Source organism: Claveliimonas monacensis (assembly GCF_014982975.1).
GTDB lineage: Bacteria > Bacillota > Clostridia > Lachnospirales > Lachnospiraceae > Claveliimonas > Claveliimonas monacensis.
The window spans coordinates 30,214-47,862 of the sequence record NZ_JADCKL010000001.1 but is presented as its reverse complement, the minus strand read 5'-3'; the positions used below and the strand labels follow the sequence as shown (position 1 = coordinate 47,862).

Sequence of the window (17,649 nt, the reverse complement as noted above, 5' to 3'; positions counted from 1 at the left end):
GAAGATTGCAAGAGGCTACACGCAAAAAGCAGCAAGAAACAAAAATAAAAAAGCGGCAGATCTTCATCCGCCGCTTCTCGTCAGTGTTTATCAGATATATTCTTTTCTTTCAAAATACTTCATCAGAATATCCGCACAGTTCTCCAGGCCCAGGTCGGAGGTGTTGAGGATCATGTGATAGTTGTTCACATCTCCCCAGGTCTTCCCTGTGTGCTCATAATAGTACTCCGCCCTCTCCTGGTCTGTCTTCTCGATCTTCTGCTCCGCCTCCTCGTGGCTGAGATTCTCTTTGCCCATGATCCTCTTAATCCGGTCCTCCTTGTCCGCACACACATAGATGTTGAAGGCATTGCGCCGGTCCTTGAGGATCTCGGAGGCGCATCTTCCCAGAATGATGCATGGATTTTCCGCCAGTTTCTTGATGACTTCCACTTCAGAGTCATAGGTATGGCGGCTCATCTCCTCTTCCACATTCACCTTGTCATAGACCGGAATGCCGAGTCTCTCGGAGAGTTCCTGGGCGATCCTGCTTGCTCCTGTGCCGTAACGCCTGCTCATGGTTATCACTAATTTCATACCAATTCCTCCTTTGTAGTCCGGGTTTAGCTCTACTATTATAGCACATCTTCTCCCGGATGTACAATGCGAAGGACCCACTCTCTTCTTATTTCCCATATATTGCCGCACACATTAAAGACAGACCACCTGTCAATATCAAAGATACGGTTCCAGCTCTCCTGGATGCGCCGCTCCTCCTCCGGGTACATGCCTTTGTAACGACCCTGAAAAAACTCAAACCCGTTCACAACTCCCAGCTCCTTAAGATGCTGTTTGTACTTCTCCTGGTCCTCTTTGTCCTTTGGAAGGTAAATCCGGTTCAGCACATAGTCCCACTTCTCATCATCAAAGTAGATGACCTGCTCTTCCGGGACCTCCAGCACGTATACCACCGTCCCCGGAACCGGCCGCAGACAGTTTTCACGGCTGATCGAGCACCAGATCGGAGCCTGCACATCCTCAGGCTTCTCCACAATGGCAGAAGCCTTCCTCGTGAACCAGTCATAGCTGTCCAGAAAAAGGGGTGCGATATCCCCGAAATGCAACTCCACGTAAATGCGCTGGTTGATGATCCGCCCGTCCCGCTCAAGCTGATACAGTGTCTTGTCATTCTGCCTCGTATAGAGCCGCACTGTCTTCTTCTGTCCCGTCTCTTTTTCTTCCTGTCTCTCTCTTCCCCTGTCCTTAGTCATCCTGTATCCTCCTACTTTCCCACATACCACCTTGCCAGTTCCTCGCCCAAGAAAAAGCCGGCCGTCATGCCCAGGCAGAGAAAAGGTCCAAAAGGGATCCCCTCTCTTCTGGATATCCTCCCTGTAAGAAGGAATACTGCCACAGCGGCACCGGCAGACAGAACAGCCATCGCCCCTGCAGACAGCATGGCCTTCCATCCCAGGAAGAAGCCTCCTGCCGCGCAGAGTTTGATATCGCCGCCCCCGAAGGATCCGGGGGCCAGGCAGGCGGCTGTACCAAGAGGAATACTGACGCAGAAAAAACCTGCCAGACGCTCGGAGAATTCCAGAGGACCCGGTCCGCATCCCGGCGGCGAGATCCCCGCTATATGACAGCACAAGCCGGCCGCCACGAGAAGAACCCCTATCCTGTCCGGTATCTCTCTTCGCCGCAGATCTTCCAGGCATGCCCGCACAAGAAGCAGCAGGAACAGCGTTCCTGCCATCAGCTCCAACAGCCATCTTTCATTCCCACGCATCTTCCTTACAAGGCATGGTACTCTCCGTCTTTTACCTCGCAGCTCTCAAAAAGCCAGGCGGCCGCCTCCTCGTATGCCGCCAGCTTCTCTGCCTTTCGGATCTTTTTCAGGGGTTTCTCCGCCCCCTCAAACAGCTGCCCCATGTAAGCCCACAGTTCCTTCATCTTGAAGAGCACCGGCTTTGCCCCCGGCATCTCCTCTTTGTACCACGCATAGATCTGATCGTGGAACTTCCGAAGCACCGTCTTATCCGGCATCTCTGCACCCTGCAGCATCTGGTGGAGAGCCGGGTTGACAAGAAGGCCTCTGCCGATCATCACCCGGTCCAGATCCGGAAATGTACTGGCCAGGGCACGCATATCCTCCCCGGTCCGGATATCTCCGTTGTAGCAGACCGGGCAGCGGCTGTTCTCTGCACCATAGGCAAAGAGATCCATATGGACAGTGCCGCTGTAGAAGTCCTGCTGCGTCCGGGGGTGGATGATCAGCTCCTTCAGAGGGTACTTATTATAAATGTCCAGGAGCCGGAAAAACTCCTCCGGCTCTTCCACGCCCAGCCTTGTCTTCACGGAAATCCCCATCCCCTGAAGGGAGCTTTCTCCCCCTTCCCGGCAGGCCGCAAAGACCTCCTCAAAAAACCGGTCTAACGCTACAGGCTTTGCCAGGAATCCTGATCCCCGGTACTTGGTCACCACGGTCCGGGAGGGACATCCCAGGTTCAGATTGATCTCCCGGTAGCCCATCTCCCCCAATTTCGCTGCTGTGGTGATAAAGTCCTGTGCATTGTTTGTGAGAAGCTGGGGCACGGTGTACATGTCCTGGTTGTGGGCCGGGAGTATATCGTTTTTCTCCCTGGCGCTGAACTTTCCCTTCTGTCCCGGCGCGATAAATGCCGTAAAGTATTTGGATATGCCGGGAAACAGACTGTGATGCACATTTCTGTGTATGTAGCCTGTGATCCCCTCCATGGGTGCAAAATAGTATTCCATCTTTTTCCTCTTTCATGTCGCTTTGTGCTACTACTCTAGCATGATTTATGGAAAAAGTCTACGGTTTGGGAAAGCGGATCTCCACCCGGAAAAGATCTGCCTCTGTGGAAATCTGCAAAGTGCCGTGCATCAGCTCCGTAAAGCTCCTGGCTATGGCAAGGCCCAGTCCGGAGCCCTCTGTATTCCGGGAGGCATCTCCCCGCACAAAGCGGTCTGTGATCTCTTCCGTGTCAAAATCCAGCTCCGCTGCAGACACATTTTTCATGCGGATCACCGCCTCCTGCTCTGTCTCCTCCACATCGATGTAGACTCGCGTGTGTGGAAGAGCGTATTTCGTGATGTTCACCAGAAGATTTTCAAAGACCCGGTAGGCTTTCTGGCTGTCCAGCTTAAGGATCACCTTCTCGCCCGGCAGACTCCAGCGGATATGCAGGTCTACCGCCTTGATATCCCTGTCGTACTCCAGCTCTACCTGCTTCAGAAGACCGATGATATCCAGATCCATAAAATGCAGTGTCACACTTTTGCTGGTAGCCTTGCTGATCTCAAAAAGATCCTCGATAAGCACCTTCAGTCTCTGGGATTTCCTCTCCAGAATGCCGATGTACTCCCGCCGTTTCTCCTCATCTTCCTCATTTTTCAGAAGATCCACGTAAGTGATGATAGCTGTCAGCGGCGTCTTCAGGTCGTGGGACACATTGGTGACCAGATCGGTCTTCATCCGCTCGCTCTTCACTTCCCTCTCCACGGCTTTTCGGAAGCCGGACTGTATCTTGACCAGCTCCTCCTGCACCGGGGCAAAGATCCCCGCATCTCCTTCGATCGGAATATCAAGCCGTCCCTCTGCCAGGGTGCTGGTGGTCTTAAGGATCTGGCCATACTGCTGCTTCACCTGGTCCAGATACCTTCGCAGGAACAAAAACAGAAGGACGGAGTAGATGGTCAGCACCCACACACCAAAGCCCCAGAACAGACTGATGATCAATATAACGACAAAATTGATGCCAACGATCTTCAGTATCAGACGGTTTGTACGATCCCGGAAATCCAGATGGAGGAGCGCCTCATACTGCTTTTTTACCGCCCCCTTTGTTTTCCGGAATACGCCTGACGCCTTCTCTTTTACTGTACCTGCAAAGTCCTTCTGCCCTGTCAGAAGCCAACGTACCCACCTGACAAGAAGACTTCGCTCCTTCAGATAGTCCACCGGCGCCTTGAAAAACTCCCGCAGGCATCCTCCGATCCAGAATATGACGGCGAAGATCACAAGCCACACAAGAAAGTTGAGTCCATATGCCAGGATCCGGTCCACATTCGCATAGCCTGATGAGCTGATTAGCTCCCCGGAGCAGGTCTTCCAGATCATGATAGCGGGCCAGATCATGGCGGCGGCCAGCCCCAGGACTGCGGCACACACCAACTCTGCCGGCGCCCTGAAGACAGCCTCCTGCCTGTCTCCGGAAAAGATCCTGTACAGAACTCCCGCCGCTGCCGCCAGTACAGTCAGGAACATCATGACCCAGGCAAAGGAAGAGCTTTCCAGTATCCCCCAGGCATACACATACGCTCCCCCGTAAGCCTCCGCGGACACGTAAGAGGACAGATAGGACTCTGCATTATCCCGGGTCATGCCGTACACAGCCGTCACATCCACAGGCGTGGACATTGGCCAGGCTTCCTGTTGCTCCCACTCCCTCTCCAGAGACTGCTGGTCGTGCAGCAGCGCCTCCTCGATCTGGTACTGCACCTCTTTATCCAGGTAACTGCTGCTCACCTGGATGTCCCCAAGTCCTCCCTCGCCGTCAAAAGAAAAGCTGATCTGTATATCATAAGCCGTGTTCTCCGGCTGACCATCCAGCTTCCTGCCCACGCCGGACCGGCTTTCAAGGAGAGCTTCTCCCTCATCGTCGAAGAAACTGTAATCCATATATTTCTCCAGCCGCCTGAAATCAGACGTTTCCAGCTCTTCTCTGATCTGGGACCCATCTGCATCCCTGGATATCTCGTTATAGAGAACATAGTTTCCCCGCGTCACGGGGGACAGCATTTCGGACAGATACTCTGCCCCTTCATAGACCTCCTCTGTCTCCTCCCGGCCTGCCTTTTCAAACGTGGGATAAAACGCAAGCATAACTGCCGCGCACACACATAGGACCGCCGCCGACAGAAGACGCCGCACATTAAGACTGTTTTTCGATCTTGTATCCAACACCCCACACCACCTTCAGATATTTTGGATTTTTCGGGTCCAGCTCAATTTTTTCTCTTATATTACGCACGTGGACCATGACTGTGTCCGTATTGACGGCTCTCTCCTGCCACACCCGCTCATAGATCTCATCTGCCGAGAAGACCCGGCCCGGATTTTTGGCCAGAAGGAGAAGGATCCGGAACTCCAGGGGAGTCAGCTTCACCGGGCTGCCGTCCACGGTGACTTCCACCGTGTCTTCGTTGATCTCCAGGCCGCCGATGACATGGACGTTTCCCTTCACCTCCAGCTTTTCCAGGAACTTCCGGTACCGCCGGAGCTGGGAATTGACTCTGGCCATCAGTTCCATAGGAGTGAAAGGCTTGGTCACATAGTCGTCTGCCCCCAGGTTAAGTCCGGTGATCTTGTCCACCTCCTCGGATTTGGCTGACAGCATGATAACCGGAAAATCATACTTTTCCCGCAGCTTCATCGTCATCTGGATGCCGTCCATCCGGGGCATCATAATATCCACAATGGCCAGATGGATCTCCTCCCTCTCCAGAATCTCCAGCCCTTCCACACCGTCCCCCGCCTGGAAAACCTGATACCCCTGGCTTTTCAGATAGATCTCCACGCCCTCCCGGATCTCTTTGTCATCTTCCACGATCAAGATATGATTGATTTCCATAATTTCCTCCTGCTGTCTGTATCTTTTGCTTTTCCATTCCAAGTATACTACTTCCCTTTCCGGACAGAAAGCCCGGATTTTCCTTCGGCGGCGCCGCAGGAAGAACAGGCGTCTCCTTCTTGGTGACCCTGCCGTAATCGTGGGCCCAAACTGTTACCTTTGAAAAGGGCAGAGGAATGGCGTACTGATCCCACCTCCACCGGAGACGGAGGCAGGCAGAATACCGGATCGTAAAGCCTGTAAAGCCCTGTCCCAGTGTCTCCGCAAGGTAGAAGGCCAGCTTCTTGGGCTGATGCCGGGGGCCAAGGGGGCCGTCCAGGGCCACAGCCACAGAAGCGTCTTTGTGCCGGTACTCCTCCAGTATCTCCCTGAGTTTTCCAAAGGAGGCCCGCCCGTCCGCCACTCTCAGTGCATGGCCTCCGCAGCTTTCCAGCATTTTCTCAATATAATCTCCCCTCGTGTCTGCCGTGACAATGACGTGAACCGGCCTGGTCCGCTCAGCCATCTGTCCCAGTACCAGGTTCATGGAGAAGCTGTCCTCATGCCAGAAGCCGAAGATCTGACGCCCTGGATCCACCTGATCCTCCGCCCACTCCACCTGCACGGTCCTTCTAAGTAATCTTAAATAGGCGAGAAAGAGAAACTGCAGCATGCTTTTCCCCATGTCCGTCCACACATCCAGACACCTCCTTCCACCTCTGCTCTGCACAGTTCCTGTACATCCGCTCCTCCTGCATAGCCAGAAGGATGCTCCTGTATCCCCTGACGCTGTCTTTTGCCCGGGACCGCATTTCTCCTGCTGCCGGCCCTTCCAGGGCCTTCCACACCTTCAGACACCAGGCCTGCGCATCCTCCGGCGCCAGGAACCCGTTCTTTCCATCTTCCACAACATCCTCCACTCCGGTAGCCTTCACTGCCACCACCGGACATCCGCTGGCCAGCGCTTCCTGGATCACAATCCCCTGGGTCTCTGACCTGGACGCAAAAAGAAAGAGATCGCTGGCAGCCAGATAATCTTTCAGCTCCCGGTTGGGGATATTGCCGGTAAATGTGACCACATCCCCCAGCCCCATCTGCCGGGCAAGCTCTTCCAGATAAACCCTCTGCGTCCCCTCTCCGATCACCAGAAAGCGGAAAGGCTCCATGTCCTCCTCCTTCAATCTGCGCACGCCCTCCAGAAGAAACGGAATATTCTTTTCTATCTCCAAACGGGACACGGTGCAGAACAGATATTTCCTGTCTTGCAGATATTCTCTGCGGATCTCTTCTGCCCTTCTTGCATCTGTCTCGAAAAAGCTTTCCTCAAGCCCGGTGGGAAGCATTTCCACAGGCGCCCTGACGCCCATCTCCAGGATCTGCCTTTTCATCCCCTTGGAGGGCGCCAGCACCAGGTCACATTTTCCTGTGAACCAGCGCATATAGGCCGGCAGGATGAGATCCCGCCCTGCCCGGATCAGCAGACGCCTCAGAGGCCCCGCCTTTTCCTCCTCCCGGAACAGCGGGAAATAGTGCAGATAGTCCTGGTACTTTGTGTGCCAGGTATAGACCACCGGTATATGGTACTTCTTTTTCAGCCAGAGGGCGGTATTTCCCGCAAAGACAGGCTGATGGACGTGAACACAGTCAAAGAACTCACGCTCAAAGGCCTCACGCACCTGCCGGTCCGCCACTTTGGGGTAGACCATGCCGTTGCACATCTTTCTTTTAAAGCAGCTGCACCGGACCACATGGTCTTCCTCAGGATCCTGGCCCCCATTTTTCCCGTCCCCATAGTCCGGGGCAAACACCGTCACCTCATGGCCTAAGGCCCGCAGCGCTTTCGCCTGTCTTTCCACAGAGACGGGAACGCCTCCCACAAAAGGCCTGTAATTGTTTGTCAGCATCGCGATCTTCATGTCTCATTGCCTCCTCTAGCTGAATATACGGATAGCAGCCTCCCCAAAGAAGTATCCTGCCCCCACAAAGAGAAAGTTCCACAGAAAGATCCCAAGAGCCGAGCTCACCGTATATTTCACAAAATTCATTTTCACCATGCCTGCCGGGATGGAGATCAGCGTCCTCACCATCGGCAGCAGCTTGCTGACAAAGACACCGACGCAGCCCTTCTCCCGAAGGAACCGGATCTTCTCCTCTATGACAGGCTTATGTTTGGGAAATTTCTTAAAATACCAGTCCAAAAGCCTGCTGCCGCCTGTCCGGCCCAGAAGGTAGAGAGCCCAGCTTCCGGTCAGTCCTGCCGCCACAGACAGGACCATGACCATGGGGAAGCTGATCTGTCCCTGGGAAGCCCAGATCCCCGCCAGGGGCATGATCACACCAGCAGGAAATCCCGGCAGGTTCAGGTACTCCAGAAGAACGATCACAAATATGAAAAATGCGCCATATTCAAGAAAATAGTTTGTAAGCGTCTGGATATCCATGGAACACATCCTCCTTTGTATGTACTTAGCATACCCACAATTTCTTAAGGAGCATGTGTTAAGAAACGAAAGATTTTCTAAAGAATTGACACAGCCTCTCTCCTGTGCTACATTTATAGAGTTAAAAATCATATTCCTAAAATTTTGATGTGGATTTTTCTGGCACAGCCACTTTTCGCCACACACCTGCCCCCGGCAGATGTGTGGCTTTTTTGCTGCCGCCCTTTTCAAAAAACTAACTTTTCAGATCAGAAAGGAAACAAACATATGAATGATACATTTATGAAAGAGAAACCTGTTCTCCCCCTCATTGCATCCATGGCGCTCCCTATGGTCATCTCTATGCTGGTCAACTCTCTCTACAACATTGTAGACAGCTTTTTCGTGGCACAGATCAGTGAGGACGCCATGACCGCCCTGTCACTGGTCTATCCCCTGCAGAACCTGATCAACGCGGTGGCCATCGGCTTTGGCGTGGGCATCAACGCGCAGATCGCCTTTCAGTTGGGAGCTGATAATAAGGACCGGGCCAGCGCTGCCGCCACCCGCGGCCTCCTCCTTGCCGCCATCCACGGCCTGATCCTTTCCCTGGTCTGCGTTGCAGCCATCCGCTGGTTTCTTGGCATGTTCACAGCTGACCAGACAGTCATCAACCTGGGTGTACGCTACAGCGTGATCGCCTTCTCCTTTTCCGTGGTCATCTCTGTCGGGCTTGCCTTCGAGAAAATATTTCAGGCTGTAGGACGGATGAAACTGACCATGCTGAGCATGCTCTCCGGGTGTGTCGCAAACATCCTCCTGGACCCTGTTCTGATCTTTGGCCTAGGGCCCTTCCCGGAGCTTGGCATAGAAGGGGCCGCCATCGCCACCGGCGCGGGGCAGGTGCTGACACTGGCTGTCTACCTGACTGTCTACAGAAAAGTCCCCATCCCGGTAAGGATCAGCCGCCGCCATCTGTCCGCTGACAGGCAGATGGATGCAAAACTCTACTCTGTGGGCATCCCCGCCGCCCTGAACCTGGCCCTCCCGTCTGTTATGATATCTGCGCTCAACACCATCCTGGCAGCCTGGTCTCAGAGTTACATCGTCATCCTGGGAGTCTACTACAAGCTGCAGACCTTCCTCTATCTGCCGGCCAGCGGCATTGTCCAGGGAATGCGTCCCGTCATCGGCTACAACTACGGCGCCGGAGAGCGGACAAGAGTTCAGAAAATCTACCGGGTCACCCTGACCATGTGCGCAGTTATCATGGTGGCAGGCACTTTAATCTGCCTGACAGTCCCCCACCTGCTGATCGGACTTTTCACGGATAATTCGAACACCGTACAGGCAGGAGCTGCGGCGCTGCGCATCATCAGCGCCGGCTTCATCGTCTCATCTGTATCTGTTACATCCTCGGGAGCTTTAGAAGGCATAGGCAAGGGGTTCCCATCCCTCATCATCTCCCTGTGCCGCTACATTGTGGTCATCCTTCCGGCTGCTTTCATTCTGAGCCGGCTGATGGGACCTTCCGGCGTATGGCACGCCTTCTGGGCAACAGAACTGATCACAGCCGTCGTTTCTTTTGCTGTGTACCGGAAGACTGCTGCCCTTCCGGACTGATACCGGACGTATACAGTCTGCACATCTCTTCCATTCTCCGGAAATCGATACATCTTTCTGCCGCCGCGCACTTCTTTCCCTCCACTTTCTTTCTATACAGGATGGAAGCGCTGCGGCGGATCTTATCCTCCATTTTCTTGATATATCTGTATTCTGCCCGCAGCAGATCCCTGTATTTGTCATCCTCCTCCCGGGCAATGTCCACATACTCGTACTGTCCTTCCGGTACAGGAAACATATTGTTCAGATTGATGACCGCATAGTTCTTCACCTTGACAAAATCCAGGCTTTCTCTCATGGCGGCATGTTTCTCCTTAAAGGAAGAGAGGGGTGCAAAATAATCCATATGATGGATATGCAGCACAATCCCTATATACTTTCTCCTGCGCCTTCCCTCCTCCTGCCTGTTGTAAAACAGATGGGGCGCGCAGGGACGCAGATATTCCACATACGCTTCTGTAATGTGGTAAAATTTGATATGGCTCATTCTGCCTCCTTACCAGAGCGCTCTTTCAGACTGTAAAACTCATCACTTTGGAAATTTTGAAGATCTTCATGGATAATCAGATAACACCGGAGGCAGACTGGCTGCCTCCCTGTGTCTGGTCCGCCAGAAAAGGCGGATGTCTCTAACTTTCTCACTTGGGGCTGAGATACACCCTCTCGATTACAGATATTATAGAACAGATTTATGTGAAACGCAAGCTTTTTTATGTCGCTTCTTATTTTTGACAGAGCACCATCACGGCCTCATATGGGCGAAGATGCCCTCTCTTCCATTCTCCTTCGCCGGCGCTGTTCTCTTTCTCATAATTACAGGCCAGTACCTGCCCTTCAGCCCACATTTCCGGTAAGGAGCAACTGGCTTCTTTCCCCGAGAAATTGGCAAGGACAAGGAGCTGGGAATCTTTGCTGCTTCTTGTGTAGGCGAAGATCTGCTCATCCTCCGGGAAGAGAAGTGTGAATTTCCCGTCCACGATCACCGGATATTCCTTGCGCAGGGCGATCAGCTTCTGATAGAAACGGAACACGGAATCCGGATCCGCCATCTCCGTCTCTGCGTTAATCTGCCTGTAATTTTCGTTTACCTCGATCCAGGGCTCGCCTGCTGTAAATCCCGCATTGGCGCTGCCGTCCCACTGCATGGGGGTGCGGGCGTTGTCCCGGCTCTTGGCGTAGATGGATGTCATCACATCCGCCTCGTCGTAGCCTGCTTCCACCCTCTCCTCATAGAGGTGCAGCGTCTCAATGTCCCTGTAATGGCTGATGTCCGGGAAGCGCACATTGGTCATGCCCAGCTCTTCTCCCTGGTAGATGTAGGGCGTCCCCTGCATGCCGTGAAGGATCATGGCCAGCATCTTTGCCGACTGCACCCGGTACTCCTTGTCGTTCCCCCACCTGGAGACGATCCTTGGAAGGTCGTGGTTGTTCCAGAACAGGCTGTTCCAGCCGCAGCCATGCAGTTCCTCCTGCCATTTTGCCAGGGCCTTCTTCAGATCCACCAGACGAAGAGGCGCCAGATCCCACTTGCTCTTTCCCTCCTGCTGATCCAGACCGATGTGCTCAAACTGGAAGACCATGGAAAATTCGCTGCCATCCGGGTTGCTGTAGAGCTTTGCCCGCTCCGGGTCTGCTCCCCAGGCTTCTCCCACGGTGATGAGATCCCCTTTCTGGAAAGTCTCCCGGCTCATCTCCTGTATAAACTCGTGAAGCCGGGGACCATTGGCCGTGATCCGCTGGTCCGGCTCCTTGGCGATCTGGTCAATGACATCCAGGCGGAACCCGCCCACGCCCTTGTCCATCCACCACAGGATCATGTCGTAGATCTCCCGGCGGACTTTCTCGTTCTCCCAGTTCAGATCCGGCTGTTTCACGGAAAACTGGTGGAAATAATACTGCTTAAGTTCTGGAACCCACTCCCAGGCAGGGCCTCCGAAGGCTGCCTCCATATCGTTGGGAAGCTCCCCTTCCACGCCGTCCCTCCACACATAGTAGTCGTGGTACGGGTTGTCTTTACTCTTCTTCGCCTCCTGAAACCAGCGGTGCTCGTCGGAGGTGTGATTCAGCACCAGATCCATGATGATACGGATTCCTCTCTTTTTTGCCTCGGCTATAAGCTCCTCCATGTCGGCAAGGCTTCCGAACATGGGATCAATGTCCTGGTAATCAGATATATCGTAGCCGTTGTCGTCCTGGGGAGACCTGTACACAGGCGAGAGCCAGATGGCGTCGATCCCCAGCTCCCGCAGATAGTCCAGGCGGCTGATGATACCCGGGATGTCCCCGATGCCGTCTCCGTTGCTGTCCTGGAAGCTGCGGGGATAGATCTGATAAACCACTGCCTGCTGCCACCATTTTCTTTCTGTCGTCCTTTCACTCATGAATATTCATCTCCTTTCCACTCTGTACACAGATCTACCGCCTGATCTTCCGGCGGATCAGGGTGCCGTTCTTCCCAAGGACCCCGTCCGCATATTTTCTGGAGAAGAGGATCTCCCCCTCTTCCCGCACGTTCATGTCTTCCTTGGAGCAGTTCAGAAGCACCTCGATCTCATTCTGGTGCCCGTCCAGCTTGATGTACTCCACGCAGCGGTCGTTTTCATACTCACAAGGGAAATGGAAGTAGAGGCTCCTGCATGCCTCCTCGTCCTTCCGCATCCGGATGAGGGAGCGGACAAGGCCTATCTTCTCCTGGTTGTCCTTCTCCTCCAGCTCATCCCAGGGCATGCACCGCCGGCAGTCCGGGTCGTGGCCGCCCTCCATGGCGATCTCTGTCCCGTAATAGATGCAGGGGCTTCCCGGCATAGTAAAGAGGACCGCAAGCTGCTGGTAAAAGATATCCAGGTCATGGAACCGGTTCATAAGCCGCTCCGTGTCGTGGGAGTCCAGAAGGTTGAACATGACGTTGTTGTTCTGCTGCATGTACATGGTGTAGCAGCGGTTGATCATGTACTCGAACTCCTCTTTCTTCATGCTCTTGTCCAGGAAAAAATCATGGATGCCGCTCATAAGAGGGTAGTTCATGACTGAGTCGTACTCGTCCCCCATGAGCCACTGGCTGGCGTCATGCCAGATTTCTCCCAGGAGGTAGAGATCCTCCCTGCACCCTTTCAGATGCTCCCGCATCTTTTTTAAGAAACGGTGGGACACTTCATTTCCCACATCGAAGCGGATGCCGTCTATGTCAAAGTCCCGGATCCATCCCTGGCACACCTGGCAGAAATAGTCGATGACCTGGTCATTGTTCGTGTTGAGCTTTGGCATCCAGTCCGCAAAGGCAAAGGAATAAAATCTGCCGTCCCTTGTGTCCTCCTGCTTGTCCGGCAGGGGCCACTGGTGGATCATGAACCAGTCCGCATACGGGGAGTCCTTCCCGTTTTTCAGCACGTCCTGCCAGGGGCCGAAGTGACGCCCGCAGTGGTTGAACACCGCGTCCACCATGACCCGGATCCCCAGGGCGTGGGCCTCCTTCACCAGTCTGGCAAAGGTCTCCCCGTCTCCGAAATGAGGATCGATCCTCGTGTAGTCCGTGGTGTCATACTTGTGGTTGGACTCCGCCTCCATGATGGGGTTGAGGTAGATCCCGGTGACACCTAAGTCTGCCAGGTAGGGAAGCTTCTGCCGGATCCCCTCCAGGTTTCCCCCGAAGCGCTCCTCGTTGGTGACAGGCCCCTTCCGCCAGGGAACGATCTCTCCTCCTGAGGCAGCGCTGTCCCGCTCAGCTCCTTCTGCTTCTGAAACTCCCCTGCAGAAGCGGTCCGGGAAGATCTGGTACCAGACCGTGTCGTTGACCCAGTCGGGGGTCCTGTTTACATCCGCCGGGTTCATCCAGGGCACGGTAAAGCACTGGATCATCCTTCCCTCCATATCCATCTGCTCCTGGGTCAGGAAACCGTCCTCGCAGTAGTACCAGACTTCTCTGTCCGTGTGCAGTTCAAAGTAATATTTGCATCTCTTGTAAGGCGGAACCAGGGTGGTGGTCCACCAGATCTGATGGCGGAGCCTCTTTTTGTAGACGATCTCCTCCCTCTTCCCGGTCCACTTCTCTTTCCCGCCAAGGATACCCGCCTCGAAGGGGTCGCCGTGGTGGATGAACACCCGTTTCACGTCGTAGCCGGTCTTTAAGTTGACCACCAGCTCGTCTTCATTTAAAGGATAGCTCATCTGCTCTGAAGTTTTGTGGTAAACGCCTGTAAATTCCATCTTTTATACCTCTTTCCGGGCCTGGATCAGCTTTCTGTATCCTGCAAGTTCCCGTCCGGCCCTGTCAAAGTCCGGCATATGCCACTCCCAGTTGGGGGAGCCCACCGTTCCCGGCGTGTTCATGTGGCCCTCCCGGCCAAGTCCCAGAATGTCCTGCATGGGGATGATGGCGTACTGGGCCGGGCTGTGCAGCAGGTAGGCGATCAGCCTGTCCTTCACGGACCCTGCCCTGCACCCTTCCTTTTTAAGGAAGCGGCGCACCTTCCGCCTGGCGGCGGGGCTTAAATTCCCGTACCACTCCATAAGCGTGTCGTTGTCATGGGTGCCGGTGTATATGATCATATTTTCTGTGTCTTCTGAGATATCACAGGCGTACTTTCCGCCTGTCTCAATAGAGAAGACAAGGATCTTCATGCCCTTTAAATGGTAGTGCTCTTTCAGCGTCAGAACCTCCGGACGCAGATCTCCCAGATCTTCCGCCACCAGCTCAACGCCTGGCAGCTTCTCTGTCAGCAGATCCAGCACCTCGTACCCGGGCGCCTCGATCCAGTCTCCCTCCACGGCTGTGGGGCAGGAGGCCGGGATCTTCCAGTAGGTGTCAAAAGCACGGAAATGGTCGATGCGCACAATGTCAAAGAGCTTTCCGCTGTAGCCGATCCGGTCCAGCCAGAACTGATAGCCCTGCTCCTTCATGTAGTCCCAGTCATAGATAGGATTGCCCCATCTCTGCCCTGTCTCACTGAAATAGTCCGGCGGAACGCCTGCTATGAAGATGGGGCGTCCGTCCGTGTCCAGAAGGAAATTGTCCTTTCCTCCCCACACGTCCACAGAGTCCACGCCCACGTAGAAGGGCACGTCCCCCATGATGCGGATGCCGTTTTCGTTGGCCGTTTTTTTCACCTTCATCCACTGGCAGAAGAACATATACTGAAGGAACACCTGGAAATCGGCCTCTTCCTTTTCCGGTGCAGTAAGCTCCCGGCGGGTCTTCGTCCAGTTTTTGTCCTCCTCTTTCCACTCGTTCCAGCATGTGCCGCCGTTGCTTATCTTAAGGGCGCGGAACACACCGTACTCCAAGGCCCACTCCTGCCGGGCAAAGGTCCGGAACTCTTCCTTCTGGTCCAGCCCCTGCTCCCGGAATGACTGCCAGGCCTCCTTAAAATAGGGAAGCTTGAAAGCTCGCACCGCATCGTAGTCCACACGGACTGCCTTTTCCCGGAACACCTCCGGCTGCTCTTTCAGAAGCCCTTCCTGGAAAAGCACATCCAGACTGATATACAGCTCGTCTCCTGCGTAGGATGAGTAGGGCTGATAAGGCGAATTGCCGTAGCCCACAGGGTTCAGGGGAAGGATCTGCCAGATCCCTGCCCCGCTTTCCTTCATCATCTCGATCCATCTGTATGCCGCCGGGCCCAGCTCCCCGATCCCCGTCCGGGAGGGGAGGGAGGACACGGGCATCAGTATGCCTGTCTGTCTCATGGTAATACCTCTCTTATCTATTTTACAGATGCCAAATGTCTCTGTTGTACTCCGCAATGGTGCGGTCTGAGGAGAAGAAGCCTGCCTTTGCAATGTTCACCAGCATCTTCTTCGCCCACGCTGTCTCATCCTCGTAGTCTGCGAGCATCTGCTCTTTTGTGCGGATGTAGTCCTTCACATCCAGAAGGGTCATGAACCAGTCTTTGCCCACGATCTCCTTGTAGAGTCTTCCTAAGTTCACCGGATCGCCGATCATGATCATCTCCTTGCTGATGATAAAGTCCACCAGCTCCTCGATCTGCGGATCGCTCTCGTAGATGGCTCTGGAATTGTAGGCGCTGTCAGCGTAGAGCTGGATGACCTTCTCGGACTTCTCGCCGAAGATATAGATGTTGTCGTCCCCCACAAGCTGGTGGATCTCCACATTTGCCCCGTCCTCGGTTCCCAGGGTCACGGCTCCGTTCAGCATGAACTTCATGTTTCCGGTTCCGGAGGCCTCTTTGGACGCCAGGGAGATCTGCTCGGAAATGTCGCAGGCCGGGATCAGCTTCTCAGCCTTTGTCACATTGTAGTTTTCCACCATGACGATGCGCATGTACTTGTTGACATCCGGATCGTTGTTCACAAGCTGCTGCAGGCAGAGAATCAGATGGATGATGTCCTTTGCGATGGTGTAGGCCGGAGCAGCCTTGGCGCCGAAGATCATGGTGATGGGTCTTGCCGGCAGGTTGCCCTTCTTGATCTCCTTGTATTTGTAGATGGCGTAGAGGGCGTTCATCTGCTGTCTCTTGTACTCGTGGAGACGCTTGATCTGGATGTCAAATACAGAATTCTCGTCCACGTCTACATCCTGGGTCATCTTCAGATAGTTCTTCAGCTCCACCTTGGCGTCTTTCTTGATCTCTCTGAGACGCTGGAGCACTTTCTCGTCATCCTTGTATGCCAGCAGTTTTTCAAGCTGGGAAGCGTCCTCCACATACTCTTCTCCGATAAGCTCCTTCAGATAATCCGCAAGCTCATGGTTGCAGTGGAGAAGCCAGCGGCGGAAAGTGATGCCGTTTGTCTTGTTGTTGAACTTCTCCGGGTAAATATCGTAGAAAGGCTTCAGCTCGGACTCTTTCAGTATCTCTGTGTGGAGGGCAGCCACACCGTTCACCGCATAGCCGTAGTGGATGTCGATGTGGGCCATGTGTACCCGGTCCATCTTGTCGATGATGTACACTCTCTCGTCATGGAAGTCCCTTCTCACCCTTGCGTCCAGCTCGCGGATGATGGGCATAAGCTGGGGAACCACCTTCTCCAGGTAGGCGATGGGCCACTTCTCCAGAGCCTCTGCCAGAATGGTGTGGTTCGTGTAGGCGCATGTCTTTCTCACCACGTCGATGGCTGTGTCCATATTGAAGCCCTTCTGGGTTGTCAGGATACGGATCAGCTCCGGGATCACCATAGTAGGATGGGTGTCGTTGATCTGGATGCACACATGCTCGTGAAGGTGATACAGGTCCACGCCTCTCTCCTGTGCCTCTTTCAGAATGAGCTGGGCCGCGTTGCTGACCATGAAGTACTGCTGGTAGATACGCAGAAGCTGTCCCGCCTCGTCGCTGTCATCCGGGTAGAGGAAGAGGGTCAGGTTCCTGCGGACATCACTCTTGTCAAACTGGATGCCATCGTGGATCATGCTCTCGTCCACAGTATCGATGTCAAAGAGATGGAGCTTGTTGCAGCCGCTCTTGTATCCCGGCACGTCGATATCGTACATGGTGGAGGTCAGGGTAAAGCCGTTAAAGGGCACCTCAAAGTGGCAGTCCGTCCGGGTCAGCCAGCTGTTGTCCGTGATCCAGGGGTTCTTGTCCTCCCACTGCTTGTTGTCCGCGAACTTCTGGAGGAAAAGGCCGTCGTGGTAGTTGAGGCCCACGCCGTCCCCCGAAAGCCCCAGGGTGGCGATGGAGTCGAGGAAACAGGCAGCCAGGCGTCCCAGTCCGCCGTTTCCGAGAGAGGGCTCCGGCTCCACCTCCTCGATCTCGGTCAGGTCGTGGCCGTATTTGGCCAGCACCTCCCTCGTCTCCTCAAAAAGTCCCAGGTTGATCAGGTTGTTGGACAGAAGCTTGCCGATGAGAAATTCCGCGGAGATGTAGTACAGTTTCCGGTCCCCCGTGTTGGGTGTCATGCCCTCCATCTTCTCCTTTGTCACAAAGAGAAGGGCTGTGTAGATCTCCTCCTTTGTGGCGTCTTTGATATCTTTCTGAAATTTTTCCTGTAGTATGCGCTGCAGTGCCTGTTCCATAATTCATGCTCTCCTTTTTTCTATA

General features: G+C 54.2%; 15 protein-coding genes. 1 reads left to right on the top strand and 14 read right to left on the bottom strand.

All coding sequences use genetic code 11. From position 1 onward, the window contains the following. Positions 1–90 precede the first annotated feature (90 nt). The 9 genes from INF30_RS00195 to INF30_RS00155 are packed head-to-tail and all read right to left on the bottom strand — an operon-like array spanning position 91 to position 8,056. Positions 91–576, bottom strand: coding sequence for a cytidylate kinase-like family protein (locus tag INF30_RS00195; RefSeq protein ID WP_226393860.1), 486 nt, complete (start codon positions 574–576; stop codon positions 91–93). A gap of 38 nt (positions 577–614) precedes the next feature. Continuing rightward, positions 615–1,250 (bottom strand): DUF3841 domain-containing protein, encoded by a 636-nt coding sequence (locus INF30_RS00190; RefSeq protein WP_226393859.1) that lies wholly within the window; start codon positions 1,248–1,250, stop codon positions 615–617. An 11-nt stretch (positions 1,251–1,261) separates the two neighbouring features. Beyond that, positions 1,262–1,768 (bottom strand): prepilin peptidase, encoded by a 507-nt coding sequence (locus tag INF30_RS00185; RefSeq protein WP_226393858.1) that lies wholly within the window; start codon positions 1,766–1,768, stop codon positions 1,262–1,264. Between the two features lie 5 nt (positions 1,769–1,773). Next, the gene (locus tag INF30_RS00180; RefSeq protein WP_226393857.1) at positions 1,774–2,757 is read right to left on the bottom strand and encodes a tRNA dihydrouridine synthase; all 984 of its coding nucleotides are present in this window, start codon (positions 2,755–2,757) and stop codon (positions 1,774–1,776) included. 58 nt (positions 2,758–2,815) lie between these two features. After that, positions 2,816–4,966 (bottom strand): sensor histidine kinase, encoded by a 2,151-nt coding sequence (locus tag INF30_RS00175; RefSeq protein WP_226393856.1) that lies wholly within the window; start codon positions 4,964–4,966, stop codon positions 2,816–2,818. Next, positions 4,938–5,636, bottom strand: a complete 699-nt coding sequence (locus tag INF30_RS00170; protein WP_226393855.1) for a response regulator transcription factor — start codon at positions 5,634–5,636, stop codon at positions 4,938–4,940. The genes INF30_RS00175 and INF30_RS00170 overlap by 29 nt, the downstream gene beginning before the upstream one ends. Beyond that, entirely contained in the window at positions 5,602–6,312 is a 711-nt protein-coding gene (locus INF30_RS00165; protein WP_226393854.1) for a DUF374 domain-containing protein, read from the bottom strand. Before INF30_RS00165 ends, INF30_RS00170 begins: the two co-directional genes overlap by 35 nt. Beyond that, positions 6,248–7,531 carry a glycosyltransferase gene (locus INF30_RS00160; RefSeq protein ID WP_226393853.1) on the bottom strand — a complete coding sequence of 428 codons (1,284 nt, stop codon included), beginning with the start codon at positions 7,529–7,531 and terminating at the stop codon, positions 6,248–6,250. Before INF30_RS00160 ends, INF30_RS00165 begins: the two co-directional genes overlap by 65 nt. 15 nt (positions 7,532–7,546) lie before the next feature. Next, positions 7,547–8,056 (bottom strand): DedA family protein, encoded by a 510-nt coding sequence (locus INF30_RS00155; RefSeq protein ID WP_076777972.1) that lies wholly within the window; start codon positions 8,054–8,056, stop codon positions 7,547–7,549. 267 nt (positions 8,057–8,323) lie between these two features. On the opposite strand from INF30_RS00155, the gene INF30_RS00150 reads away from it, so the two are divergent. Next, positions 8,324–9,658 (top strand): MATE family efflux transporter, encoded by a 1,335-nt coding sequence (locus tag INF30_RS00150; RefSeq protein ID WP_226393852.1) that lies wholly within the window; start codon positions 8,324–8,326, stop codon positions 9,656–9,658. Here the strand turns inward: INF30_RS00150 and INF30_RS00145 are convergent. From INF30_RS00145 to INF30_RS00125, 5 genes are all read right to left on the bottom strand, one after another. Continuing rightward, positions 9,603–10,145, bottom strand: a complete 543-nt coding sequence (locus INF30_RS00145; protein WP_226393851.1) for a type III toxin-antitoxin system ToxN/AbiQ family toxin — start codon at positions 10,143–10,145, stop codon at positions 9,603–9,605. The genes INF30_RS00150 and INF30_RS00145 overlap by 56 nt on opposite strands. Positions 10,146–10,380: 235 nt before the next feature. After that, on the bottom strand, positions 10,381–12,039 hold the full coding sequence (locus INF30_RS00140; RefSeq protein ID WP_226393850.1) for a glycoside hydrolase family 13 protein: 1,659 nt from the start codon (positions 12,037–12,039) through the stop codon (positions 10,381–10,383). A gap of 34 nt (positions 12,040–12,073) precedes the next feature. Then, complete coding sequence (locus tag INF30_RS00135) at positions 12,074–13,861, bottom strand: glycoside hydrolase family 13 protein (protein WP_226393849.1); 1,788 nt, start codon at positions 13,859–13,861, stop codon at positions 12,074–12,076. Between the two features lie 3 nt (positions 13,862–13,864). Continuing rightward, a complete protein-coding gene (gene malQ / locus INF30_RS00130) occupies positions 13,865–15,340 on the bottom strand; it encodes a 4-alpha-glucanotransferase (protein ID WP_226393848.1) in 1,476 nt (491 codons plus the stop codon). 22 nt (positions 15,341–15,362) lie between these two features. After that, on the bottom strand, positions 15,363–17,624 hold the full coding sequence (locus INF30_RS00125; protein WP_226393847.1) for a glycogen/starch/alpha-glucan phosphorylase: 2,262 nt from the start codon (positions 17,622–17,624) through the stop codon (positions 15,363–15,365). Positions 17,625–17,649: the final 25 nt, after the last annotated feature.

Bases quoted from the DNA above. Each gene is read 5' to 3' on its own strand.
- INF30_RS00195 (WP_226393860.1), bottom strand. From the start codon at position 576: ATGAAATTAGTGATAACCATGAGCAGGCGTTACGGCACAGGAGCAAGC.
- INF30_RS00190 (WP_226393859.1), bottom strand. From the start codon at position 1,250: ATGACTAAGGACAGGGGAAGAGAGAGACAGGAAGAAAAAGAGACGGGA.
- INF30_RS00185 (WP_226393858.1), bottom strand. From the start codon at position 1,768: ATGCGTGGGAATGAAAGATGGCTGTTGGAGCTGATGGCAGGAACGCTG.
- INF30_RS00180 (WP_226393857.1), bottom strand. From the start codon at position 2,757: ATGGAATACTATTTTGCACCCATGGAGGGGATCACAGGCTACATACAC.
- INF30_RS00170 (WP_226393855.1), bottom strand. From the start codon at position 5,636: ATGGAAATCAATCATATCTTGATCGTGGAAGATGACAAAGAGATCCGG.
- INF30_RS00160 (WP_226393853.1), bottom strand. From the start codon at position 7,531: ATGAAGATCGCGATGCTGACAAACAATTACAGGCCTTTTGTGGGAGGC.
- INF30_RS00155 (WP_076777972.1), bottom strand. From the start codon at position 8,056: ATGGATATCCAGACGCTTACAAACTATTTTCTTGAATATGGCGCATTT.
- INF30_RS00150 (WP_226393852.1), top strand. From the start codon at position 8,324: ATGAATGATACATTTATGAAAGAGAAACCTGTTCTCCCCCTCATTGCA.
- INF30_RS00145 (WP_226393851.1), bottom strand. From the start codon at position 10,145: ATGAGCCATATCAAATTTTACCACATTACAGAAGCGTATGTGGAATAT.
- INF30_RS00140 (WP_226393850.1), bottom strand. From the start codon at position 12,039: ATGAGTGAAAGGACGACAGAAAGAAAATGGTGGCAGCAGGCAGTGGTT.
- INF30_RS00135 (WP_226393849.1), bottom strand. From the start codon at position 13,861: ATGGAATTTACAGGCGTTTACCACAAAACTTCAGAGCAGATGAGCTAT.
- malQ (WP_226393848.1), bottom strand. From the start codon at position 15,340: ATGAGACAGACAGGCATACTGATGCCCGTGTCCTCCCTCCCCTCCCGG.
- INF30_RS00125 (WP_226393847.1), bottom strand. From the start codon at position 17,624: ATGGAACAGGCACTGCAGCGCATACTACAGGAAAAATTTCAGAAAGAT.